The following is a 24,602-nucleotide window of genomic DNA, read 5'->3' on the forward strand; positions in this document are numbered from 1 at the left end:
GACATCACCCGTGGACACCTCTTCCCGCCACGCCGGGGCCGGGACGGCGCACACCGTTCTGGCCTCGGGCCGCCCGCGAACAGGCCGCAAGGAACTAGGCGATCGCCGGTTCGCCCTGCTGCTCATGACACCGGCAGTGTTGTTTCTCGCGGCGTTCGTACTGTGGCCGCTCGCGCGATTCATCTACGACAGCTTCTTCGAGATCTCTCCGTTCGCCGGCGCACCGAGGACATTCGTCGGGCTCGCGAACTACGCGGAGGCCTTCGCCTCGGACGCCTTCCGGTCGGCGTCGGTTCGAACGGTGGCGTACACGCTCGTCGTCGTCGGCATGGAGTTCGTCCTCGGACTCGCCATCGCTCTGCTGTTCACCGCGCTCGGCCAGCGCTCGGCCGTGTTCCGCACGGTGTTCATGTATCCGCTCATGATCGCCCCCGTCGTGGCGGGCCTCCTGTGGCGCTTCCTTCTCATCGACAACTTCGGGATCGTCAATCAGCTGCTCTTCGAGGCGGGCATCCTCTCAAGGCCGGATCAGGTCCAGTGGCTGAGCGACCCCGGCATCGCGCTGTTCTCGGTCGCGATCCCGGACATCTGGCTCACGACCTCGTTCATCACCCTCGTGCTCTTCGCCGGTCTCCAGAACATCCCAGGAGACGTGATCGAGGCTGCCCGGATCGACGGCGCCAAGTACCCGCGCATCCTGTTCAGCATCATCATCCCGCTGCTGCGACCGGTCATCGCGGTCGCCCTCATCGTGCGCGGCATCGATGCGGCTCGGGCCTTCGACATCATCCTCATCCAGACCGATGGAGGGCCGCAGGGAAGCACGACGACGCTGAGCCTTCTGATCTACCGGACCATGACCAGATTCGGCGATCCGGGTCTCGCCAGTGCGATGGGCACCGTCTACCTCGTCGTGATGCTGGCAGTCGCCATCGCCGCAATCACCCTCATCTGGCGTCCAGGAAGCAGTGCACGATGAATCCACTTGAAACCCGCGGACGCAGCCGCATCGTCCTCTGGCTTCTTCTTGCGGCCGCGATCATCCTCTACGGCTTTCCGTTCGTCTATCTTCTTCTCACGTCCTTCAAGACGCCGCTCGATGCGATCGCAGTGCCGCCGAGCGTGTTCCCCGAGGTATTGACTCTGGAGAACTACGTATCCGCGCTCGCTCGTGAGGGTGTGCCGGCCGCGCTGATCAACAGCGTGGTGACAGCGGTCATCTCGACTGCGCTCTCGCTCGTTCTCGCCGTGCCCGCCGCCTATGCGATCACGCGGTTCCGCACACCGAGCGGTCGGGTATTCGTCGTCGCCGCACTTGTCACGCGCATGGTCCCCACGATCGCGGTCGGTGCGCCGCTCGTCGAGATCATGCGCAGCCTCGGGGTGACGGACACCTCTTTCGGGCTCGCGCTGGCGCACACCACCATCTCGCTCCCGTTGTCGATCTGGCTGATGGCGAGCTTCTTCGAGGCGGTACCGGACGAGCTTGGCGAAGCCGCGCAGATCGACGGCTGCAGCCGTCCGCAGGCGATGGTGCGTGTCGTCCTGCCTCTCGTGTCCGGAGGGCTCGCGGTGACGGCGATCTTCGCCTTCCTGGCCTCCTGGAACGAGTTCCTGTTCGCACTCCTGCTGACCTCCGTGCGTGCCCAGACGACTCCTGTCGTGATCGCGAACTTCCAGAGCCAGTTCGGGCTGGACTGGGGCGGGATGACGGCCCTCGCAGCGGTCTACTCGATCCCCGTCATCCTGCTGACGCTCTTCCTCCAGCGGCACATCGTCGCAGGGCTCACCCTCGGCGCGGTCAAGGGATAATTCGCGACCTATGAGAAACACGAGAATGCATATAGACACTCGGCGCATTAACCAATCCCTTGCGACGGAGGAGGAAGAACTATGGCCGTGAAAGGCACAGGAATCCGGGATGTCGCCAAGCTGGCCGGCGTATCGGTGACGACGGTCTCGCACGTCCTCAACGACACTCCTCACACGCGGGTCGCCGAAGAGACGCGGGTACGCGTGCGTGAAGCCGCCAAGGCTCTCGGATACGGACCGAACCGTGCGGCGCAGGCGCTGCGCACGAACCGCTCCGGGCTCATCGGCCTGCTCAGCGAGGAGATCGCGACCACGCCGCATGCGGGCCGGATCATTCTCGGCGCTCAGAATGCGGCACGGGAGCATGACCTGACCCTGGTCATCATCAACACGGATCGGGAGTCCGGCCCCAATGCCCACAAGGACGACGTCCAGGCGCTCATCGACCGGCAGGTCGACGCCGTCCTGTACGCCACGATGTACCACCGGATGGTGTCCCTGCCGCCGAATCTGCAAGGACTCCCCACCGTCCTCATCGACTCGACCGACAGGGCGGGGATCGTCCCCGCCGCCGTTCCGGACGAGGTGGGTGGCGCGATCGCCGCAGTCACGCATCTCGTCGAAGCCGGGCATACCCGGATCGGCTTTCTGAACAACGATGACGACGTGCCGGCCACCCATGGCCGGCTCGAGGGATATCGAAGCGTGCTGGAGAAGCACAAGATTCCCTACGACGCTTCGCTCGTCCTGTCGGGGCCGTCGGAGACGCTTCCGGGCTACGAGCTGGCCCGGGAGATTCTGGGCCGGAGCGACCGCCCGACAGCCCTGTTCTGCTACAACGACCGGATGGCGATGGGCGCCTACCGGGCGGCGACAGAGCTCGGCCTCGGAATTCCGGACGACCTCTCGATCGTCGGGTTCGACAACCAGGAACTGATCGCGGCGAACCTCTTCCCCGGACTGACCACGGTCGCCCTGCCGCACTACGAGATGGGCGCCTGGGCGGTCGAAACCCTCGTACGTCTCCTCCACGGCGAGGCCGACCGCAAGCTGCTCGCCGACGAACCCACGCTTCTCGACTGCCCACTCGTCATTCGAGGTTCAGTCGCCGCGCCACACGCCGACTGAAAGGTGCACGATGCTTCGACTTGCCTCTTCCTGGGTCTGGGACTTCTGGACAGCCGACGACGGCGACCGCTATCACCTCTTCTTCCTCAAGGCATCACGCGCTCTCGTCGATCCCGACCGGCGACACTGGCGGGCGACCATCGGGCATGCGACGTCGACGGATCTGTCGAGCTGGACCGAGCACGCGGACGCAGTCCTTCCCGACGACTCGCCGGCGTTCGACGACCTCGCGACCTGGACCGGGTCCGTGGTGCACCAGGACGACGGGATGTGGCGCATGTTCTACACGGCGGTCAGCCGAGCTGAAGGAGGCTTGAGTCAGCGCATCAGCTCCGTGGTCTCGGCCGATCTCTTCACCTGGCATCGTGAGCCCGGACGGCAGGTTCTCGTACCGGACCCGCAGTGGTACGAGACAGCCGAGACCCGGCAGTGGCCAGATCAGGCGTGGCGTGATCCATGGGTCTTCCGCGACGGTGAGACCTGGCACATGTTGATCACCGCGCGTGCGAACCACGGCGACGCCGACGACCGAGGGGTGATCGGTCACGCCACGTCGCCCGACCTGACGGCGTGGACCGTTCAGCCGCCGCTCTCTCGACCCGGTGCGGGCTTCGGTCACATCGAGGTCGTGCAGACGGTGAACGTCGACGGCCGGCCGGTCGGCCTGTTCTCCTGCCTCGGACCGGAGCTCTCGCGCGCACGGCGCGGGGACGATCCGGTCGGCGGCATCTGGGCGTTCCCGACGGACACGCTCGCCGGGCCGTTCAGGACCGAGGAGTCGTACCGGGTCACCGACGAGCACCTGTACGTCGGGCGGCTGGTGGAGGACCGGGCCGGGCGCTGGCAGTTCCTCGCCTTCCGCAACGACGACGGACACGGCGGCTGGGTGGGAGAGATCACCGACCCACAGCCCGTCGCGTGGATCGACGGACGCCTCACGATCCTGGAGGGCAGCGCTCTTGCCAGGTCCTAACCACTACGACGTGACGACGTGGCCCGTCGGGGATCCGGCCTGGGACATCGGCCAGGTCATCAACAGCATCATCGCGGACGTCAAGCAACGGCAGGCAGTCACGGCCGACGGCGGCAGGCCCGGCGCCGTCATCTACATCCCGCCGGGTGACTACCGCCTGCGCACGCAGGTCGTGATCGACATCAGCTTCCTCCGGATCGAAGGGGCCGGGCACGGCTTCACGTCCTCGAGCATCCGGTTCAACGTCCCCGAGGACGAGTGGCCGGACCTGCACGAGCTGTGGCCCGGAGGCAGCCGCGTTCTCGTCGATCTGGCCCCTGGCGCAGGAGTGGACGAGTCCAGGGGCGCCGCCTTCTACGTCGAGCGCGATGGAAGCCCACGTATCAGCTCGCTCGAGTTCGCGAACTTCCTTATCGACGGACTGCACTTCGAGCCCGACGGCTCGGACCTGCAACCGGAGAACACCTACGTCAACGGCAAGACGGGCATCCACGTCGCGAGCGCCAACGACTCGTTCCGCGTCAACGGCATGGGGTTCGTGTATCTCGAGCACGCTCTTGTGATGCACAACGCGGACGCGCTCTCGATCCACGACAACTTCATCGCCGAGTGCGGCAGCTGCGTCGAGCTGCGCGGGTGGGGGCAAGCATCCAAGATCACCGACAACCTGATCGGAGCCGGTTTCAAGGGGCACTCGATCTACGCCGAAAACCATGGCGGGCTGCTGATCACCGCGAACAACGTCTTTCCCCGCGGAGCGAGCAGTGTTCACCTCAGCGGAGTCACCCGCTCGAGCATCAGCAACAACCGTCTGCACTCGTTCTACCCGGGGATGGTTGTCCTTGAGTCGACGAGCTCGGAGAACCTCGTGTCCGCCAATCACTTCTTGCGGGACCACGAGCCCTGGACGCCTTTCCTGGGGATCGACAACGGACGGGAAGACACCTACGGGCTTCTTCGCGTCAGCGGCAGCAACAACTCCGTCATCGGCAACCACTTCTCGGAGATCGTCGATGCGCAGGGCATCCGGCCGGTCGGCTCGACGCCGGTCATCATCCGGGTGGCAGTGGGATCCGGCAACTACGTCGCCAGCAACCACGTCGTCGCCCTGGACGTGCATGCCGCGACGAGCGACTCCTGTTTCGCGGCGCAGGTGGATGCCCTGCTCGCGACCGATGCCTCGGACGGCCTTGTCGTCACGACGGTCATGGTCGATCCCGAATCAGCTCGGAACACGGTCCTCGACTCCGGGACCGAGGCACAGGTCGTCGCGGACAGGCGTGTCAACGCGGTGCGGGCCACACCCACGATCGGCTCGTAGCGCGACGCCGGCCGGGCCGGCTCCGACCCGGCCGGCGTCTGACGCGGCCGCTCAGGCCGACCCGGTCCAGAGCGGCCTCGACGCGGCGTAGGCCGGGCCGACCCAGCTCTGGTTCCGCGTGCCGACGCAGTCATAGATCTGCAGCTGACGGCCGTTGCTGAAGTTGGCCTCCGGGAGGTCCAGACAACGTCCGGACGCGAGGTTGACGAGCGAGCCGAAGTTGCCCTGCCGCCATCGCTGGTTGGTCGCTCCGGTGCACGGCGCCACGTTGACCAGAGTGAAGTTGGCGGTCTGCCCTGGCGGAACCTCGGCGCAGACTCCCCCGGTGGTGAGCCGGTCCTGATCGTCCAGCTCCCAGGACTGTTGCGTGTTCCCGAGGCAGTCCCAGAGCTGTACTCGCCCCGAGGCCACGTCGCGGTCCACGCACTTGTCCTGCCGGGCGGTCGACGCGATGGCGTTGTCGGGCGCTCTCCCCGCGGGAGCAGGCGTCCAGGTGGACGCGATGCGCGAAAAGCTGAGCGAGACCAGCGACGCCGAGCCCCCAGACGCGTAGAGCTGGATTCCTTGGCTCCCTGCGGACGAGTCGAACGAGACGTTGTCGCTCACGACGGTCTTGCCGTCGTTCCCGAAGACCTCGAGCTGCCCCCGGTCGACGAGAAGCCGGATCGTCACCAGGCCTGAGATCGGAGGCATCGACTGCCCGTAGAGCCGCTGTCCGCCGACCGAGTAGGAGACGGTCCGATCGCTCGAACCATCGGGGCGCACGTGCAGCCGGAATCCGAGCTCGGAGGCGGTCGTGTTCCCGATGTCGAAGACCGCGTTGATCTCGTAGGTGTCCGCGAGCTCGCCGATGAACGGATCGCTCGCGGGGTCGGTAGTGACGGTGCGCGGCCCCCACGTTCGGGTCGTGGCGCGGATCGTCGAGATCTCGGGTATCGGGGTACGCGTGATCCGGATGCCCTCGGGATACGTCTTGAGTGCGAGATCGACAGGGAACGATGCGTTGCCGGTCCACGTGACGCCGGCATTGCTCGGCTGCCACCCCATCTGCACGACCCTCCCGCCGGGGAGCTGGTTGAAGGTCAGCGGCGCGTACCAGGTGGAGGGCGCGAAGGCGGCCCCTGAGATGCCCCACTCCATCCGCTGCGGGCTCGTCCAGTCCGAGACGAACATGCCTGACGCGTCGAGAGATCCGATCACGTACTCGCCGCTGGCATCCTGGAGAACCCACTTCTCGTCGGACGAGCTGCCGTCGACGGGGAGCTTGTAGAGATCCGGGCACTCGGAGAACCAGCTCGCCGAATAGATTCCGCGGTGGGTCCAGTCGAGCAGGTTGGTCGACGTGTAGAACACGGCGCCGGCGCCGGCCTGGAACGTGACCATCACCCAGCGATTGTGGGCTGGATCCCACTGGACCTTCGGGTCGCGGCTCTCCACCGGGTTGTTGATGACCTTGGCGCCGTTGTTGTACATCTGGAAGGTCTTCGCGCCGTCCGTCGAGTACGCGATGCTGACGCCCTCCGTGTTCGTGAACAGGAGGATCGGATCGTCGCTTCCCGTCTTGAGCCCGGTGACGTTGTCGACGTCGACCCAGCCCGCGCCGGACCAGAGATTGCCCGGATGGACTCCTGGTTCGAGTGCGATCGGCTGCTGCTCCCAGTGGAGGAGGTCTGTGCTCGTCGCGTGACCCCAGTGCACCGTGTCCCAGGCGAGACCGTGGGGGTTGTGCTGGAAGAAGAGGTGGTAGACGCCTCGGTAGTAGAGCGGCGCGTTGATGTCGTTCATGAAGCCGTTCTGCGGACTGAAGTGGAACTGTCCACGGAAGGGTTCGCTGTAGTCGGTGATCGCGTAGGGCGACTCCGGATAGTCGGCCGGCTCCCCGGCTGTTGCCGTCGGTTCCGGGGCGAGGAGCGCGGTCCCGGCGAAGGTGAGGCTGAGCGCGAGAGCCAGCGCTGCGATCGTGGGCGGTCTGCGGGCGTGTCGAACAGACATCTTGCCTCCGTACTGACGTCGTTGTCGGGCGCGGATGGAGGTGCGGTCGTGCGGGGCTACGGCGTCGCGCGGAATCCGAACGTCGCGCCGTTCGCAGCCTGGAACTCGGACGCGGATCCGCAGTCGAGGACCTTGGTGTTGGTCGTGCTTCCATCGAGGAAGACGGCGTTCACCGCCACGTTCGCGGCGTGATGGTTCGTGGCGACGTAGTTGTTGTCGCCGGACCTCACCAGCACGATGGTCGGCTTGGCGCCCGCAGGGGTGATGGCGTTGCTGGGGACATCGAACGAGAAGTGGTTCGAGACGATCGTGTTCCCGCTGCCCCGGACGTGGACCAGGCCGAACAGGTCGTCCTGGGGGTGTGGAGTGTTCTGGAACGCCGGGAACGACTCCCTGTTGCGCAGGAAGTGGTTCGCCGAGACGAGGTTGTTGTGGCAGGCCCCCTCCATCGTGATCATGCCGGAGTAGAAGGCATGCAGGCGGTTCGCGGAGACCATGTTGTTCGTGGCGTTCTTGAGGTGCACCGAGCTCTTTCCGCGAGGAAAGATGTTGTTGCCCGAGATGATCAGCCCGAAGTGGTCCTCGGCGAAGATCGAGAAGCCCGCCGGACCGGCGCCGATCAGGTTGTCGTTGACCATGCTCGCCTGGCCCGAGCCGACGAGCTCCACGCAGCTGCCGCACTCGCAGAGGAAGTTGTTCGTGATGTGGAGCGCATCAGCCTCCACGACCACGATGGCCCGTTCGAGGTACACCATCCCCATGCCGACGATCCGGAGGGAGTCGGTGGGTGTGGTCGATCGGATCCCGATCTTCCCGTTGCGGTAGCTGTTCTGGTCGGGGGTGAACGACACGCCGTCCAGGCAGAAGTCCACCAGCTCGATCGAGCTCTGCCGGGGAAGTCCATCCCTGTGGATGAGGATCGCTTCGGCGTTCCCGTCGGTGTTCTCGACCCGGATGCGGCTCCCGCCGGGCCAGATCTCGTGCCAGGAGGACGTGTTCCCGGAGTTGTACCGGATGCTGGACGAGGTGAATCCGTGCCCGGAGCCCTTGATCTGCAGGTAGCTGATGTCGATCAGGATGCGCGTCTTCAGCGAGTAGTCGCCCGGTGGGATGTAGATCACGGCGCCCGGCTTGGATCCCTGTGCCGGCTGAGCGGCCTTGATGTCGGCGATGATGCTGTTGATGATCGCGCCGATGTCAGTTTCCGCGGTCGTCGCCGGGCTTCCCGGAATGGTCCACGTTGTCACGTCATAGATCGTCGAAGGCATGGCTGTCCCGTCTCGTTGTCTGAGGTGGCTGGAAGAGTGGGCTCAGAGAACCCCGAGCAGCGTCCGGTGGTCGCGGGTGGGCGGCGGCTCGGCGGTTGCTGTCGCTGGTGACTCCGACGCGGCGTACGCGTGCGTCGAAGGGAGGGTGGCGTATCCCGCGGCCGCCACGGCCGAGCTGGCGAAGAGGAATGCTCTGCGGGACATCTCGCTCGACGGGAAAGAACTCGCGTCAGCCATCGTTGTGGGCTCCTTTGCCACGGTGAAGCCAAAAGGATTTGGCACGTCCGACCGGTCCGACCATAGAAGCCGACATCATGGACGGTCAAGAGACCGTATGCGTTTGGCAGTTTTTGGCGACGGCGTGGGGGCGGCGACCGAAGGCCCCGCCCACGGACAGGATGTCCGTGGGCGGGGCCTTTGGTGTCATGACGTCAGCCGACGGCGCGGCGGTGACGCGAGATGACCATCGCGGCGGCACCGAGCAGGATCAGCAGTGCTGCTCCCCCGGCGATCCACCCGATGTTGGCGCCCGTCATCGCGAGGGGCGGCGAGTCGCTCGGCGTACCAGGCCCGCCTGGCACGCCGGGCCCGCCAGGCATGCCGGGCTTGCCGGGCTCGTTCGGTGTGCCGGGGTCACCGGGCTTGCCGGGCTCCTTCGGAGTGGCACACGCGTCCGCGCTGTCGGCCAGGTCGTTGTGACCGATGCCGGCAGTGTTCGCGAACCCGCCCGGCTTGCCGGAACCGGGCTCGGGGCACGTGAACGTGGACTCGTCAGCTGCGTCGCCGTCGACGGTGGCCTGGACCTTGACCCGGTACGTGTGGGTGGCTCCCGCTCGCAGCTCCACGTCGGTGGCGACCACGTTCGCGTCGTCGCCCTCGGTGCCCTGACCGGTCCATGTCTTCGCAGCGGTCACACCCTTGGGCGTCGCCGTCACCTCCGCGGACGTGACGTCGATGCCGGCACCGAACCGCAGGCGGTCGGTGAGCGTGTACGTGCCGTCGGCGTCACCGCTGTTGGTGGCCTTGATCTCGTACGTGACCGTCCAGCTCCCGTCCTTGCCGGCCGCCGGGTCGCCGACCACGGACTTGGTGATGTCGATCGACGGGATCGGCGCGCACGCCTGGTCGTTCTCGACCTGACCGGCCGAGTCGGTCATCGCTGACGTGTTGTTGAACGCCGTGTCGGAGTCATCTCCCTCCGAACCGCATACGGTCGGGTCGTCCGCCGTGCCCGCACCGGGCACCTGCAGCGGGACGTCGGCGATCACGGTCAGCTCGTACCGGTGCGGCTCGTAGTCATCGTCCTCGTTGCCGGCCAGCGGCACCTCGGAGGCGACGGTCACGTTCTTCTGACCGTCCCAGGCGGGCTCGGCCGGCGTCACCCCGTCCGGCGAGGACGTCACCTCGGCGGAGACGATGGTTGCCTCCTCGGCGAAGTGCAGCTCGTCGTCCAGCGCGTAGGACGTCGGCACGGTCGAGGTGTTGCTCACGTCGATCCCGTACACCACCTCCCACCGGCCGTCGCCGATCGGGGTGGCCGAGACCAGCTCCTTGGTGTGGGTCGGGTCTCCGTCCACCTCCATCCCCGCCGGGTCGCAGTTGATCGTCGGCGGTACGTCGGAGTCCTCGGGGACGTCCGCGGTGCCGCACGCCGTGTTCACCACCGTGCCCGGGCCGCCCTCCTCCAGGACGATCTCGAACTCGTGCGTCTCGCTGTCGCCGGGGGCCAGCTCGTCGACCGTGAACGAACCCTCGGGGAACAGGTCGTCCGTGATCACGAGGTTGGTCAGTGTGCCCTGCCCGGTGTTCTCGACGACGATCCGGTACGGCACCGTGTCCCCCGGCCGGTAGCTCGGGTAGTCCTCCACGGTGTTCGCGTCGCGCCACGTGCCCTCGGCGTCCTGCACGTACTTCTTCAGCGACGCCGAGTAATAGCTCGCGACCTCGATCGGCGCCGACGTGCGCATCACGAGCTCGGTGTGGCCGTCGCGCGCCTGGGCGCGGTTGACCAGCGTGTCCCCACCCTCGACGCCGTCCGTCTCGATCTCGACGGTGAACGCCTGTGTCGCACCCGGCGCCAGCTCCGGCCCGATCACCCGCACCGCCGTCGCGTCCGGGCTGAACGTCGTGGTCCAGTCCACCGTGTTCCCGGCGATGTCGCCCGCGGCACCGTTGGACTCGTCGCCCGGGTCGTCGCTGAGCGAGGCCGGGTCCGCCGTCGTGTAGTAGACGGTGCCGCCCTCGACGGCACCCACGCCGGTCAGCAAGTAGTCGCCGGCGAATTCGGTGCCGCGCTCGTCACCGTTGAACGGCAGGATGTCGATCGTGTCCGTGAACGACTGCGGCAGCGGGTCGAACGACCGCAGCGTCACCGTCCACGAGCCCGCACCGACGCCGTCGCCCGCGAGGTTCGGGATGTACGGCGTGTCAGCGGCCTTGCCGATCGTCGTGTAGCCGTTCGTGCTGACGGTGACCTGCGCCCTGGCCGGTGCCGTGCTCGTCCCACCGAGGGATGCGACCGCCTCGTTGGTCAGGGTCTGACCCGGGGTCGTCGTGGCGTCGGCGACGGCCTGGTAGGTGAGCGGGTGATCGGTGTTGGTCGCCACCCCGTCCAGGGTCCAGGTCAGAACCTGTTGCCCCGCGCCGTTGGTCGTCACGGCCGGTTCCGGCAATGCGGAACCGGCGACGTAGGTGATCCCCACCGGCAGGGTGTCGACGATCTCGAAGTCGTCCATGGTGGCCGGGATCGCACCGGCGCCGTTGGCGGAGTACGTCAGCGTGTACGTCGCGGGCACACCCGGGGTGACGACGCTGCGGTCGACCGACTTGCTGATGGCCGGGCTCGCGGTCAGGACGTGCAGGACGTCGGCGTACCCCGTGGTGCAGGGGTAACGGCCGCCGGGGATCGGCGTGTTGCAGAAGTCGCGGGCGGACCACTCAGGAGTGTCGTACTGGACGGTCATGAAGCTCCACACATCCGTGCCGGCCGGGGTGTCCGGCTTGATGGTCACGACGACGTGGGGAACGATGTTCTCCTCCGCCACGACCTCGGCCTGGCCCTGCGTCATGGTGTATCGAACCGCCTTCACCTGGGACGGATCGGCCGGTGGTGTCGTGCTCCACCCGTCAACGACGCCGCAGTCGAAGTTGTAGGGGTCGTAGCCCGCGCTCGTCGGGTCCAGATGTGCGTCGTTCCCGGTGTAGTACTCGACGACGGAGCCTGGCACCCCGCCCACGGGGACCTGGTGCTCGAACGCGTCGAACGTCACGTACCTGGTGTCCAGGGGAGCGCACATGCCGACCGGAAGGTCGTCGGCCCGGCCGCTGCGTAGCTGGTAGAGCGTATGCATGTACTGCCGGACCTGGGTCCCGGCCGACACGTTGTAGGTGTTGTCCCAGGTAGTGCCGCCGCTGCCGGTCCAGCCCCGGCCCCAGCCCGACGAGTAGAGGCCGGGTGTGGTCCACGCCTTCGACTCGGTGTTGTTCGCGGGATCGTCCTGAGCGGTCGCCCCTGTCGCCGAGGTGTAGGTGGGCGCGTCGGACGTGAGCTGCACCGAGCCGGCGGCGTCGGTCACCGCCCGGATCCAGATCGATCCGCTGGCCAGGGCGACCTCGTCGGTCGGCAGCCGGTTGCCGGCGGAGTCCAGCGTCGGCGGGTTCGCCGGCTCGTAGTCGATCCCGGTCAGGGTGAGCCGGAAGGTGTTGGCGCCGGTCTGGACGATCTCACAGCTGTCCACGAACGAGGTCAGCTGGTTCGCGGGCCGATCGCCACCGGACCACGGGTGGCCGTCGGCGGCCAGCGCCGTGAACGGCGCGCACTGCTGCGGCGCGACCTGGATGGCGCTCCCCTGCTCCGAGGCGATCGTCAGGTCGTAGGTGACAGTCTGTGGACCCGGGTCGCTCCCCTTGGCCTTGCTCAGGGTCCACTGGAGGTCCATCTCGAAGTAGTCGGCTCCTCGCGTGAAGAACGACGTACCGGTGCCCCAGCGAATGTCCATGCCGAACGGGTTCTCGACGTCGATCGGGCTCAGCTCGACGGTCTGCCCCGCGATCGTGCCCGACGCCGTGAGCTGGCCCCCGGTCGGCCCGTCCGCCTCGATCGGCGTCTGGATCACGGCCGCGGTGCCCTGGTCCTTGGTGCCGAGGTTGCACGTGAGGGTCGCGCCGTCCTCCGAGATCGCCGAGACCGGGTCGACACCGTCGGTGAGACAGACATCAGGCAGCTCGCCGAACACGCCGTTGTCGATCACGACGCTGAACGTGACGTCGTCCACCGGCTCGTTCGAGGGTGCGGCGGCGTCGTCGTTGACGTTCACGCGCCAGATGCCGGTGACCACGTCGCCCGACGCCACGACGGACGGCGTGTTTTCCTCCCACTCGCCGGTGATCTCGTAGACGGTGTCTGCGAACGCGGGCTGCGGCGCCGCCACGACGAGTCCGGCGCCAGCCGTCATGACGGCCACCGCACCACCGATCAGTCGGGTCCGCAGTCGAGGCCCGATGCCCCTTGCCCCCGGCCTCCGCTCGAAGTGGTGCTTGTTTCTCCTACTGCCCATTCGGTGACCCTCTGACGGACTGTGCATGAGCTTCCCTTCTTTCCCGCACGCGCCCCTCGCGTGCCCCTTGCGCTTCCCATGAGACGCCGATATGCCCACCACCAAGCGATGAAACGGCAAAGATCATCAACGCTGTCATCAGTTTTGAGGCAAATTTCACCCTCACCGGCTGTGCGGTAACAACGTTGGAAAGGCATGATCCGAGAGTGCCCAATTCATCCAATGAACCGGACTCGCTGAATGACGGAATGGTCCGCTCAGGGCTGCTTTCCGGTGATATAGACCGGGTCGAGGCTCTCTTCGACGCCCATTGGTATGACCTACCGACCAGATTCGGCCCTGAGGTGCTGCGGATGGTCGAAGAGATCCCCGCGGAGGTGTTCGAGAGCCGCCCTCGACTGCTGCACGCCGCTCTCCTCGCCTACCTGCGTGCGAGCCACGCAGCGGGTGACGATCGTCAGCTGCACCGGACGCTGCAGTTCTACGTAGTGGTCGGACAGCGTTACGGCATGCGGCTCGGTTCGTTCAACCGGTCCGGTGACCTCCTCGCGGCCGGTACCGCCGCCGTCATATCGGGGCGCTTGCGCGGCGACTACCACGGGTCCGAGCGCATCGGCGCGTGGACCGATGCACACGTCACACTCGGCACCGCACAGCCCGTACCGCCATGGACGACGACCCCAGCGGCCACCCGCCCCGGTTGGCTCTCCGTCGAACGCGGTCTCACGGCAATGCTGGCGGGTTCGCTCGACCAGGCAACACTGCTGTTCACTCGCGCCCACGCCGAGGCGGGCGAACCACCGTACGCCCACTACGCCGGAGCGAGCGCAGCGGCGAACCTCTCGCTTCTTGCCGCCTGGCGAGGCCATCTCGACCTCGCCCGCAGCTGGCTCGAGACGTTCGAGCGCTCGGCCCCGCTACCCGACTGGATCGAGCACCAGTGCGGCACCGGCGCGGCGACGGCCCGCACGCTCATCGCGATCGACGAGGGCGATCCGGATACAGCGGCAGATCTCCTGGGCCGGATCGGGCCCGCGACGCGGCGCGTGGAGCTGTGGCCCTTCGTTGCCTTCGCCAACGCGAGCTACGAGGCGTACTTCGGCGACCCGCACCGGGGCCTTCGTGCGCTCGACGCCGCTCGCCAGCGGCACGGAGCGCTCAGCCCTGACCCGACGACCATGGCGGGAGAGCTGGTGCTGCGCGCCGAGGCGAAGCTGCTCCTGCGGGCAGGGGCCGGTACCCGCGTCCTTCATCTGTCCGACCAGCATGCCGAGTTCCACTCGCTCACGCTGTATGCCGCCTGGGCGCACCTGCTGGCCGGAGAACATCACGAGGCGATGAGGCTGGCCGCAGAGGCGATCCAGCACAACGAGCTGCCTCTCAATGATCAGATCGGGCTCCACCTGGTCCAGGCCGCCACCTCTCTGCGGACGGGACAGGATGAGCGGGCCCGGGCCGCGTTCTCATCGGCGATCAGTCTGCGCGCGGGCCGGGCTCACGTCTCACCGTTCCTGGCCCTGCAAGGTTCCGACATCGACGAGCTCGCCCGACTGGCACGCGTGGCCAACCCGCTGCATGAGACGACCGTCAACGCCCGGTACAACGCGCCACCATCGGTCCCTCTGGTGCACCTCACCCCCCGTGAGCGCGAGGTGCTCCGCGCACTGAGCGCCGGCCAGACCGCTGAGAAGGCTGCCACTCAGTTCGGCGTCTCGGTGACCACGGTGCGCACCCAGATCCGCAGGATCTACCAGAAGCTCCGGGTCTCGCACCGCAAGGAGGCGCTGGCGAAGGCTGAGGTCCTCGGCCTGCTCCGCACGCCAAGGCTCGCTGCACACGACCGCGCCGGGTGATGCCCGGTGAGCCCGCATCGTCTGACCAGCCACCACCAACCACCGACGTCCTGGCCCGCCGCAGCGGGCGCTGTCAGGTCACCGGCCGCGGCACGGCTGTCACGCGATCGTCAGCACGTCTGGCCAGGAGTTCTGGAGCAGCGCGACGATGGCACCCGACCCGAAGGTGCAGTTGCTCAGCACGGTCACGGTCGTACCGGTCGCCGGGTCGTGCGTCGAGCGGAAGGCGACGCCTGCGTCGAAGCCGCCCATCACGATCGCGGGATCGTCCGGGTGGAGCCAGAAGCCGATGCCGTACCGCAGGCCCTCGTCCGGCACGGATGATCGCGGGCGCGTCATCTCGGTCACCATGTCCGGGGGCACGATCGCACCGGCGTGCAGCGCTCGCCAGAGCTGGTGCATGTCAGCGGCGCTCGTGTAGGCGCCGCCGTCACCGTTGCCGCGCACCGGCAGGTGCAGCACGTTGCTGCGATCACCGTCTGGGTACAGGTAGCCCAGGGCGGCGTCCCCGGGCAGCTCGTCCGATCGCAGGTATGCCGTGCTGGTCAGCCCGGCGGGCCGGATCACGTCGGTGTCCACGACGTCCTGGAACTGCCGTCCGGTGATCCGCTCGAGCACGATCGCCAGGATGATGTAGCCGCCGTTGCAGTAGGTGAACCGCGCACCAGGCGCATGCTTGCTCGGGAAGCCGTCCAGGATCGGGAGGAACGACTCGGCGGTCTCGAGTGTGTGCACCGGGACGGGGAGGACGTAGTCGGCGGGGTCCCAGTCGTTGTCCTCGTCGAGGTAGTCGCCGATCCCTGACGTGTGGGTGAGCAGCTGCTCGATCGTGACGTCGTCGTCGATCAACGGGAGATCGTCACCGAGGAACCGGCGCACCGGGTCCTGCAGGCGCAGCGTCCCGGACACGACCTGCTGCATGATCGCGAGGGCAGTGAAGCTCTTGCTGCCGCTCGCCATCGCGAACCGCGTGGTCGGGCTGTTCGGCACCGCCAGAGCACGATGCGCGAGCCCGTAGGAGCGCTCCAGAACTCTGCGATCGCCGACGTCGACCGTCACGATCCCGCTGAACGATCGCTCCCGCGCCGAGGCGTCCAGCCTGTCAAGGTCGATCATGTGCTGCCCTTCCACGTCGGTTGCCGGCGCTGCCCCGCGTCGCGCCGTAGCGGTACGCTCCCATCCGGCTGAGGCCCTGCACCAGCTGAAATCCAGGCCCCTGGATCACGCTGTCTAGCTGCTGGGATCGACGCACGTCCAGCTGATGGTGCCGGTGAGCTCTTCACCGGGAGTCGGTGACGTGAAGCTGTCGACCGTGATCTTCCCGGATCCGTCGGCCGCGACCTCGATCGTCGGGCGGCTGCCCAGCCCCGGCACGAACGGGCCGATACTCGATCCCGGGCCGAGCTCGTACTCGCCGGGACCGGCATACCCCTCGGCGGCGAAGTACACCGGCAGGTCCTCGCCGCCGATCCTGGCGGGTTCGCCGTCCAGCGGGGCGAAGGCGAACCCGTCGGCGTTGCCCGCGAGCTTGGTGCAGCTGAACTCCTCGGTGGCGTCGGTGAGGCTTCCGGTCGTGGGGATGGCGACGACCGTGTCCTTCGCAGTCATTGCCCCGGACAGCTCATAGGTCTGGCACAGCGACACCACCTGCTGAGGTTCGCAGCCGCCCGGTGCGTCGTTCGCCACCTCACCGGCGTCGCTCTGGTCGCCTCGACCGGTCGACGTCGTACCGGCTGCACCGCAGCCACTGACCAGCAACCCGGCCACCGTGACCACGCCGTCTGCTACGGCCTGGATCGAACGTCGCGATGGTCTCTTCATCTCCTCTGCCCTCCATGGTGTGTCCGTCGAAGCTCACGCTCGGCATGTGAGGCCGCACCTCCACCAGCTGTTGGGTGCTCCCCCACTCACCGGACGGCGCTGGTACTAGGTCTTGCACATCTTGGAATTGGGCTCGGCGTCGCTCCAGTTGTGGATCTTGACCTCTTTGTAGTTAGAGCTGATCTTGTTCTCCGCGTCGAACACCTTCTTGAAGCGGTCGCCGAGGACCTTTGTCAAGCCGTCCGCCAGCTTCTCGGATATGTCGAGCCCGAAGCCGATTCCGCCGGTGACGACGACAGTCGTCTCCTTGCACTGTCCGGCGATGCCTGCCGACGAGCCGACGGTGACACCTGCCGCGAACTGCAGCTTCGCGTAGGGACCTGCCGACGCCAGTGGGACGCCGTACCCGACCGATACCTTGGTCTCGACGGCCACCGTGAGTCCTGTCACGCCGATGGTCGGGCCGAACAGGTTCTCGACCAGGCTGCGAGACTTGTCGAGAGTCGGCTTCTGCAGCTTGCCGTTCTCGAATCCGAGGTGGCCGCGCAGCGGATAGGTCGCCGATGTCTGCACCGTGGTGCCCTTCTGGGTGAACCCAGGCGTGATGATGAACTTGAACTCCCATTTGGCGACCATCGGCCCCACAGGCGTCGCAAAGGGAGCGCTGAGCAGCTTGATGGGAAGCTCGACACGCTGCTTCTCGTTGTCCACCGACGTTCCGCTGGTTCCCACGTCGACCTTGACGTCGATGGCCTTGAGCCCGCGGATCGAGGCCGACGAGCTGTCCACCTGACCGTCACGCACGCTCATCCTGCCGTTGAACCTCGGGTTGTCGACCAGCAGCTTGATGGTGGCACCGCCCTTCAGCTTGCCACCGCCCCCCTTGCCGGCGGCCGCGTACGCCATCTTGAGTGTGATCGACTCCGTGTCGCGGCTGATCTCGGCCTCGAGGTCGCCGGCGGACACCTTGTAGGCATCCCCGGACTTGGGCAACGGCATGGGCGTGGCTTTGGGCCGTGCGGGCTGGCCGAGCTGCGACGCGCCAACGATCCTGAGACCTCCTGGTTCGACGACCGCCGGCTCCCCTTGCGCCTCGGACTCGGCAGGCTCGCCGGACGGCTGCGAGTCGCCGGCGTCGACGAGCCTGGTGAGCCCGGGAATCTCCTGGAAGACGAAGTCGTCAAGGTTCAACGGCCGGTCGATGTCGAGCTCGCCCTCCTTGACGACGCTGGTGATGTCTGCCGGAGCGAGGGTCACGGCCACGTCGTCACCGGCCGGCTCGACCTCGACCACCCGCCCTACCGCGTTGTTGGTGGCGAACATGATCTTGCCGGGCCGTACCTCGTCGACTCCCTTGGCATTGCCGTCCATCGTCCAGACCAAGCCGTCGTCGCTGACCGCCTTGATCGCCTGCGGGCCGTCGTCGATGAGCACGACATCGTCCTGGTAGATGGTGTTGGGGTCGCGCACCGGGCCGAGACCGTACTGGAAGACCGGATCGTCGACGCTGGGCTGACTGGCGTCGGGTGCACTGCCGCACGCGGTGAGCAAGAGCCCGACCGTGCACATGACGGTGATGCCGCGAGCCTTCATTGACTTCCACCCCTGTCTGCTGTGAATCACGGGCTCACTCACCGGAACCGCCTCCGGTCGCGAGATCGACGTCCAGGTCCGGGCAGTTCGTGGCGACCCAGTCGCCGACCTCCTCGGCGGCCAGAACCATCGCCTCCGCTTCGCCCTGGATCTCGGCGATGGCGTCTTCGTCCTTCGTCACGTAGACGTCGGCCACCTTCTCGTAGAAATCAACGGCCGTGTCCATCGGCGCCTTGATCTCACCCGGCGCCACGGCCGCAAGCTCACGCATCGAGTTCACGAGCTCGTCGATCTCGCCAGGATCCCCGTCAAGGGACTCCATCGAGAACGCGTCACCGCTCTCTTCGAGCTTCACGCAGAAAGTGCCGCCGCCGGAGTCCGCCGGCGCACGTTCCTCGGACTCCCCCGGCTCACCCTCGGGCGGGCGCTCCCCGGCGTCGGCAGTCGGCTCGGCCACCGATCCAGCCTGCTGCTCACCCCCAACGCCGGAGTCCGTCGCCGCACAGCCTGCTGTTGCCAGCACGGCCGCCGCCAGCACGATCACGAGCCGCCGGCCCGCGATCCCCCATGTCGTGTTGTGCAGTTGGTTCATGCGCACAACGCTGGATGACTGCGCTAAAGGTCGACTAAAGGCCGGTCAGAGCAGCTCGTCGACCGCAGCGCCGAGGGGTAGCACAGAAGCCGACGCGGTGACCGCACCCGCACGCTCGCCGAGGGCCGCGTGTGCACCGGAGCGGGTCGCCTCCCGGTCGGCTTCGCGGTCGACGGAGAACGGCCGAGCGTCCAGCCGCTCCCGTTCGCGATCGGTGATCGTCAACAGCCGTAGGGCCTCGTCCGCCCTGCCCTCGGCGAGCACCAGCCCGGCAAGACCGTCCAGCGCGTCCAGCTGCCCGGTCTCCAGCTCGGCCCCGCGGTACAGCCGCAGGCTTCTCAGGTACAGCGCGCGCGACCCGGCGAGGTCGCCCTCCGTCCGGGCCATGCCGGCAAGGTTGCTCAGCGCGAACGCCTCACCCGTGGTGTACCCGAGCGCCTCGGACCTTTCGCGGGCCGAGCTGAAGGCGGCCCTTGCCTCGTCGGGCCGGCCCAGCCCACGCAACGCCATCCCAAGCGGGTTGAACGCCGACGCCGTGCGGAGCGCGTCACCCATCGCCTCGGTCCGCTGCCGGCACTCCTGGGCGTACTCGAGCGCCGCCTCGTTGTCGGCCTGGGCGAGCGCTGTGAACGCCAGCCCGTTCAACGCGCTCACGACTCCGAGCGGGTCGGGCAGCTCCCGGCAGACCCGCAACGCCTGCTCACCGAGCCGCCGTGCAGCGGGATCGTCCCCGTTGGCCCGGGCCAGTGCCGACGCCGCTCGGTAGGTCTCGGCCCGCAGTCGACCGGGCAGCGAGTCGGCCGCCGTCAGCCCGCGCCGGAGCCAGTCCCATGCCTCGACGGCCAGACCGTGATCACCCCAGAACCACCACAGCGACGCGGCGATCCGCAGCGCGCGCTCGACGTCGTCGCCCTCGCCGAGGCACCAGCCGACGGCGGCACGGAGGTCGGGAATCTCCCGCGTGAGCCGGGGCAGCCAGGTCGGGTCGAACCGTTCGCGGTTGGCGGTCTCGGCCTGCGCGGCATACCAAGCGGCGTGCCGCTGTCGCAGCCGTAGTGACTCGTCCGGCTCGTATCGCTCCAGCCGTTCGGCGGCGTACCGCTGGACCAGGTCGAGCATCCGGTAGCGGGCGCCGTCCGCCAACAGCTCGACGCTCATCAACGACTGGTCCACCAGCCGGACCAGGACGTCGTGCGACCGCCCGGTGACCGCCTCGGCGGCGTCCCTCCCGAACCCGCCCGCGAACACCGAGAGCCCGCGGAGCATTGCCTGCTCGTCGGGCGTGAGCAGTTGGTAGCTCCAGTCGATCGTCGCGCGCATGGTCCGGTGCCGGTCCGGTGCCGTGCGCGAGCGGGCGTCGGACAGCCCGAGACCGTCGCCGATCTCTGCGAGCGACAACGCGCGCAGCTGGGCGGCGGCCAGCTCGATCGCCAGCGGCAAGCCCGACAGCCGTCGGCACAGCTCGGCGGCAGCGCCGACGTTGCCGCCGTCGATGGTGAACCCGCGGCGCGCCTCCGCGCCGCGTACGGCCAGCAGCCGGATCGCCTCGGTGCGAGACAGTCCGGATACCGGCCAGACCTGTTCACCGGGTACGCCGAGCGGCTCGCGGCTGGTCGCCAGGATGCGCAGGCCCTGGCAGCCCGCGAGCAGGTCGGCGGCCAGCCGGGCACAGTCGTCGGCCAGGTGCTCGCAGTTGTCCAGCACGATCAGCGCCCGGCTGCTGCGGAGCTGCGCGACCAGCACCTGGCTGATCGGCTCGCTGGTGCGAGGGCGGATGCCGAACGCGGCCGCGACCCGCTCGGCGACCGGGCTGCCAGGGGCGGACGTCGCCAGCTCGACGACACGCACGCCGTCGCGGTGGTCTGCTTCGGTGTCGCGGGCCAGCTCGAACGCCAACCGCGTCTTGCCTGCGCCACCGGGGCCGGTCAAGGTGAGCAGCCGGGTATGGCTGAGCCGGTCGGCCAGGTGCTCCAGCTCGTGGCGCCGCCCGATGAAGCGGCTGGCCGAGACCGGTATCGAGGACGGCGGGTCGAGGGTGGGGTCACGGCGCTCGATCGCCCGGGCGAGTGCGGCAAGCTCGCTGCCGGGTTCGACGCCGAACTCGCATGCCAGTCTGGCTTCCAGCCGCCGAAAGCTCTCCAGGGCTTCGGTGACCCGGCCGCAGCGGTACAGCGCGAGCAGGTGCAGGCTCGCCAGGCGTTGCCGCGTCGGATGCTCGGCGACCAGCCCGGACAGCTCGGAGATCAGGTGCGCGTGCCTGCCGATGGCGAGGTCGGCGTCGAGCCGATCCTCCAGCGCCACGAGGCGGAGCTCGGCCAGTCGGGTGCGGGCGGCCAGCACCTCCGGCCCGTCCGGAACGCCTGCATACGGCTCACCGCGCCACAGGTCGAGTGCGGTCGCGAGGTCGGCGGCGGCGCGTGCCGGGTGATCGGTCCGGGCAGATCGGGCGGCAGAGACCAGCGTTTCGAACGTGAGCGCGTCGACCTCGGTGGGTTCGGCGTCCAGAAGGTAGCCGCTCGGTGCGGTCACCAGGCGATCCCCCAGGACCTTGCGCAGGCCGGAGACGTGGACCTGCAGGGAGGTACGCACGGTCGCCGGTGGCCGTTCGCCCCACAGCTGGTCGATCAGGCGGTCGGTGGAGACGGGTCTTCCGGCGTTGGCGAGGAGTACGCCTAGGAGGGCACGCGGCCGCGGCCCGCCGAGCGGGACAGAGGTGCCCTCGATGATGGCTTCCAGCGGTCCGAGGACCCGGAACTCAGCGGTCGAAATCGTCGCTCCTCACAAGGACAACCTCCTCGAGCCCTACCCGATGGTACGGGTCGGTACGTCGCCGTCGCGAGGAACTTGAAGAGTCACCACCTTCGGTCGTGCCGCGGCCGGGCCGCTCTGCGAACCATGTCGCAGGACGAACTCCCGAGACACCAAAGTGACGGTCAGTGACGGCTGAATCTGTCGGGTTTCTGTCGGGGTCGAGTGGCGTACTGCGTAGGTGCAGCAGCTACTGGTCAGCCGACGGGCAGGCCGCTCCGCGTTCGGTCCCTCTACTCGTTGTCCCCGCCGGTGCCGAGCGTAGCGTCAACCTGGTCGCCGTCGGCCAGGTCCTGGGCGTCGGGCCAGACCCAGTCGCGCACCTCGGGGATGTCGTCGCCGTGCTCCCGGGTCCAGGCACGCGCACGAAGTCGCGCGTCCTGCATGCGCTGCCGCAGCCCGGCCTGGGCGCTGCCGAGCGACGCAACCCGGTCGATGACATCGATCACAAGGTGGTAGCGGTCCAGATCGTTGAGCATGACCATGTCGAACGGCGTGGTCGTGGTGCCCTCCTCCTTGTACCCCCGCACGTGGATGTTCGGGTGGCCCGCGCGGCGGTAGGTGAGGCGGTGGATGAGCCACGGGTACCCGTGGTACGCGAAGATGACCGGCCGGTCGCTCGTGAACAGGCCGTCGAACTCGGAGTCCTTCAGGCCGTGCGGGTGCTCGGACGCGTCCTGCAGGCGCATCAGGTCCACGACGTTCACGACGCGGACCTTCAGGTCGGGCAGCTCGCGGCGCAGGATGTCGGCCGCGGCCAGCACCTCCAAGGTCGGCACGTCGCCCGCCGCCGCGAGCACCACGTCCGGCTTCTCGCCCGGTACCTCCGTGCCTGCCCACTCCCAGATGCCCAGGCCGCGCGTGCAGTGCTCGATCGCGGACTCCATGGTGAGGAAGTTCGGCGCCGGCTGCTTGCCCGCGACCACGACGTTCACGTACTGGCGGCTGCGCAGGCAGTGGTCGTACGTGGACAGGAGCGTGTTGGCGTCCGGGGGTAGGTAGACCCGGACGATCTCGGCCTTCTTGTTCACGACGTGGTCGATGAACCCGGGGTCCTGGTGGCTGAACCCGTTGTGGTCCTGCCGCCACACGTGGCTGGACAGCAGGTAGTTCAGGGACGCGATCGGCCGCCGCCACGGGATGTCGTTGGTGACCTTGAGCCATTTGGCGTGCTGGTTGAACATCGAGTCGATGATGTGGATGAACGCCTCGTAGCTCGTCAGCAGCCCGTGCCGGCCGGTCAGGAGGTAGCCCTCCAGCCAGCCCTGCACCTGGTGCTCGCTCAGCATCTCCATGACGCGGCCCGCGCGGGCCATGTGGTCGTCCACCTCCGGGCCGATGTACTGCGCGTTCCACTGCTTGTCGGTCGTGTCGTACACGGCCTGCAGTCGGTTCGACGCGACCTCGTCCGGCCCGAAGATACGGAAGTTGTGCGGGTTGAGCCGGATCACGTCGGTGAGCCACTCGCCCAGCACGCGCGGCGCCTCGGACGCCGACCCGCCGGGCACCGGCACCTCCACCGCGTACTTGCGGAAGTCGGGCAGCCGGAGGTCCTTCAGGAGCAGGCCGCCGTTGGCGTGCGGGGTCGCGCTCATCCGCAGCTCGCCCTGCGGCGCCAGTGCGGCGATCTCGGGCAGCACCCGACCGTCGTCGTCGAACAGCTCTTCCGGGCGGTAGGACCGCAGCCACTGTTCAAGGACCTTCAAGTGTTCCTCGGTGTCGCGGGCGTTCGCGAGCGGCACCTGGTGCGCGCGCCACGAACCGGTCGTCTTCTTGCCGTCGATCTCGGCCGGGCCGCTCCACCCCTTGGGGGTGCGGAACACGATCATCGGCCAGGCCGGACGGCTCAGGTCACCCTGCGCGGCGCGCGCCTTGATCGCGGCGATCTCGTCGAGCACCTCGTCCAGCAGGGTGGCGAACCGTGCGTGGAACTCGGCGGGCGCCTCCTGCGAGCCGTCTTCTACGGTGAAGAAGTACGGCTTGTGCCCGTACCCGACCATGAGATCGCGCAGCTCGTCCTCCGGGATACGCGCCAGGACGGTCGGGTTGGCGATCTTGTAGCCGTTGAGGTGCAGGATCGGCAGCACGACGCCGTCCTGCGCGGGGTTGACGAACTTGTTCGAGTGCCAGGACGTGGCCAGCGGACCGGTCTCCGCCTCGCCGTCGCCCACCACCGCCGCGACCAGAAGATCCGGGTTGTCGAACGCCGCACCGTAGGCGTGGCTGAGCGCGTAACCGAGCTCGCCGCCCTCGTGGATCGAGCCAGGGGTCTCCGGCGCGACATGGCTGGGGATGCCACCCGGGAAGGAGAACTGCCGGAACAGGCGCTTGACACCCTCGGTGTCCTGCGTGATGTCGCTGTACACCTCGGAGTACGTGCCGTCCAGGTAGGCCGAGGCGACCAGGCCAGGACCGCCGTGCCCGGGACCCGTCACATACACGGTCTGCTGCTGCCGCTCCTTGATCGCCCGGTTCAGGTGCGCGTACAGAAAGTTCAGCCCCGGCGTGGTGCCCCAGTGCCCCAGCAGCCGCGGCTTCACATGCTCCGGGACGAGCGGCTCGCGCAGGAGCGGGTTATCGAGCAGGTAGATCTGCCCGACCGAGAGAAAGTTCGCCGCCCGCCACCACGCATCGATGCGCTCCAGCTCGGCGGGCTCCAGCTCGGCGACGCCCGTGGCGCGCCACGTCGTGGCCGTGGAGTCGGGGACAGTGATTGTCGTCATCGCATCTGCTCCTGGTTGCGCGTAACGTGCGGGCTCCGTGCCGGCTGATGGCAGGCGCTCCAACAGTGCTCCGAAGGCTCAGCGCGGGAAAGGGACGAAGGTCCCACGGCACTACGGGGAAGGTCCCGTCGATCCGTGACCCTCAGCCCTGGCGACGACGGC

At 67.9% G+C, this 24,602-nt stretch carries 16 protein-coding genes; 6 read left to right on the plus strand and 10 right to left on the minus strand.

The genetic code is table 11. From position 1 onward, the window contains the following. Positions 1-124: 124 nt before the first annotated feature. From ACFO6V_RS17395 to ACFO6V_RS17415, 5 genes are all read left to right on the plus strand, one after another. Positions 125-979: a carbohydrate ABC transporter permease gene (locus ACFO6V_RS17395; RefSeq protein WP_377138167.1), complete on the plus strand. Its 855-nt coding sequence runs from the start codon at positions 125-127 to the stop codon at positions 977-979. After that, the gene (locus ACFO6V_RS17400; RefSeq protein ID WP_377137347.1) at positions 976-1,812 is read left to right on the plus strand and encodes a carbohydrate ABC transporter permease; all 837 of its coding nucleotides are present in this window, start codon (positions 976-978) and stop codon (positions 1,810-1,812) included. The genes ACFO6V_RS17395 and ACFO6V_RS17400 overlap by 4 nt, the downstream gene beginning before the upstream one ends. An 81-nt stretch (positions 1,813-1,893) precedes the next feature. Further along, positions 1,894-2,940, plus strand: coding sequence for a LacI family DNA-binding transcriptional regulator (locus ACFO6V_RS17405; RefSeq protein ID WP_377137349.1), 1,047 nt, complete (start codon positions 1,894-1,896; stop codon positions 2,938-2,940). Between the two features lie 10 nt (positions 2,941-2,950). Then, positions 2,951-3,913 carry a glycoside hydrolase family protein gene (locus tag ACFO6V_RS17410; RefSeq protein WP_377137351.1) on the plus strand — a complete coding sequence of 321 codons (963 nt, stop codon included), beginning with the start codon at positions 2,951-2,953 and terminating at the stop codon, positions 3,911-3,913. Beyond that, the gene (locus tag ACFO6V_RS17415; protein ID WP_377137353.1) at positions 3,900-5,234 is read left to right on the plus strand and encodes a right-handed parallel beta-helix repeat-containing protein; all 1,335 of its coding nucleotides are present in this window, start codon (positions 3,900-3,902) and stop codon (positions 5,232-5,234) included. The genes ACFO6V_RS17410 and ACFO6V_RS17415 overlap by 14 nt, the downstream gene beginning before the upstream one ends. A gap of 51 nt (positions 5,235-5,285) precedes the next feature. On the opposite strand, the gene ACFO6V_RS17420 is transcribed toward ACFO6V_RS17415, so the two are convergent. The 4 genes from ACFO6V_RS17420 to ACFO6V_RS17435 form a co-directional block, all read right to left on the minus strand. Beyond that, the gene (locus tag ACFO6V_RS17420) at positions 5,286-7,226 is read right to left on the minus strand and encodes a ricin-type beta-trefoil lectin domain protein (protein ID WP_377137355.1); all 1,941 of its coding nucleotides are present in this window, start codon (positions 7,224-7,226) and stop codon (positions 5,286-5,288) included. Positions 7,227-7,282: 56 nt separating this feature from the next. Continuing rightward, entirely contained in the window at positions 7,283-8,473 is a 1,191-nt protein-coding gene (locus tag ACFO6V_RS17425) for a NosD domain-containing protein (protein WP_377137357.1), read from the minus strand. A 63-nt stretch (positions 8,474-8,536) separates the two neighbouring features. After that, entirely contained in the window at positions 8,537-8,731 is a 195-nt protein-coding gene (locus tag ACFO6V_RS17430) for a hypothetical protein (RefSeq protein ID WP_377137359.1), read from the minus strand. A gap of 194 nt (positions 8,732-8,925) precedes the next feature. Beyond that, positions 8,926-12,948 carry a DUF7507 domain-containing protein gene (locus ACFO6V_RS17435; RefSeq protein ID WP_377137361.1) on the minus strand — a complete coding sequence of 1,341 codons (4,023 nt, stop codon included), beginning with the start codon at positions 12,946-12,948 and terminating at the stop codon, positions 8,926-8,928. Between the two features lie 455 nt (positions 12,949-13,403). Here ACFO6V_RS17435 and ACFO6V_RS17440 point away from each other — a divergent pair, with 455 nt between their 5' ends. Next, positions 13,404-14,903, plus strand: coding sequence for a helix-turn-helix transcriptional regulator (locus ACFO6V_RS17440; protein WP_377137363.1), 1,500 nt, complete (start codon positions 13,404-13,406; stop codon positions 14,901-14,903). A 99-nt stretch (positions 14,904-15,002) separates the two neighbouring features. Here ACFO6V_RS17440 and ACFO6V_RS17445 read toward each other — a convergent pair whose 3' ends face one another. The 6 genes from ACFO6V_RS17445 to ACFO6V_RS17470 form a co-directional block, all read right to left on the minus strand. Further along, complete coding sequence (locus tag ACFO6V_RS17445) at positions 15,003-16,019, minus strand: serine hydrolase domain-containing protein (RefSeq protein WP_377137365.1); 1,017 nt, start codon at positions 16,017-16,019, stop codon at positions 15,003-15,005. A gap of 114 nt (positions 16,020-16,133) precedes the next feature. Then, complete coding sequence (locus tag ACFO6V_RS17450; RefSeq protein ID WP_377137367.1) at positions 16,134-16,724, minus strand: hypothetical protein; 591 nt, start codon at positions 16,722-16,724, stop codon at positions 16,134-16,136. A gap of 105 nt (positions 16,725-16,829) precedes the next feature. Continuing rightward, the gene (locus tag ACFO6V_RS17455; RefSeq protein WP_377137368.1) at positions 16,830-18,359 is read right to left on the minus strand and encodes a hypothetical protein; all 1,530 of its coding nucleotides are present in this window, start codon (positions 18,357-18,359) and stop codon (positions 16,830-16,832) included. Next, entirely contained in the window at positions 18,352-18,909 is a 558-nt protein-coding gene (locus ACFO6V_RS17460; protein WP_377137370.1) for a hypothetical protein, read from the minus strand. The genes ACFO6V_RS17455 and ACFO6V_RS17460 overlap by 8 nt, the downstream gene beginning before the upstream one ends. Before the next feature lie 45 nt (positions 18,910-18,954). Further along, entirely contained in the window at positions 18,955-21,678 is a 2,724-nt protein-coding gene (locus ACFO6V_RS17465) for a BTAD domain-containing putative transcriptional regulator (RefSeq protein ID WP_377138169.1), read from the minus strand. A gap of 272 nt (positions 21,679-21,950) precedes the next feature. After that, positions 21,951-24,440, minus strand: coding sequence for a phosphoketolase family protein (locus ACFO6V_RS17470; protein ID WP_377137372.1), 2,490 nt, complete (start codon positions 24,438-24,440; stop codon positions 21,951-21,953). Between the last annotated feature and the right edge of the window lie 162 nt (positions 24,441-24,602).

Origin of the sequence: Promicromonospora alba (assembly GCF_042654905.1) — a bacterium.
Classification (GTDB): Bacteria; Actinomycetota; Actinomycetes; order Actinomycetales; family Cellulomonadaceae; genus Promicromonospora; species Promicromonospora alba.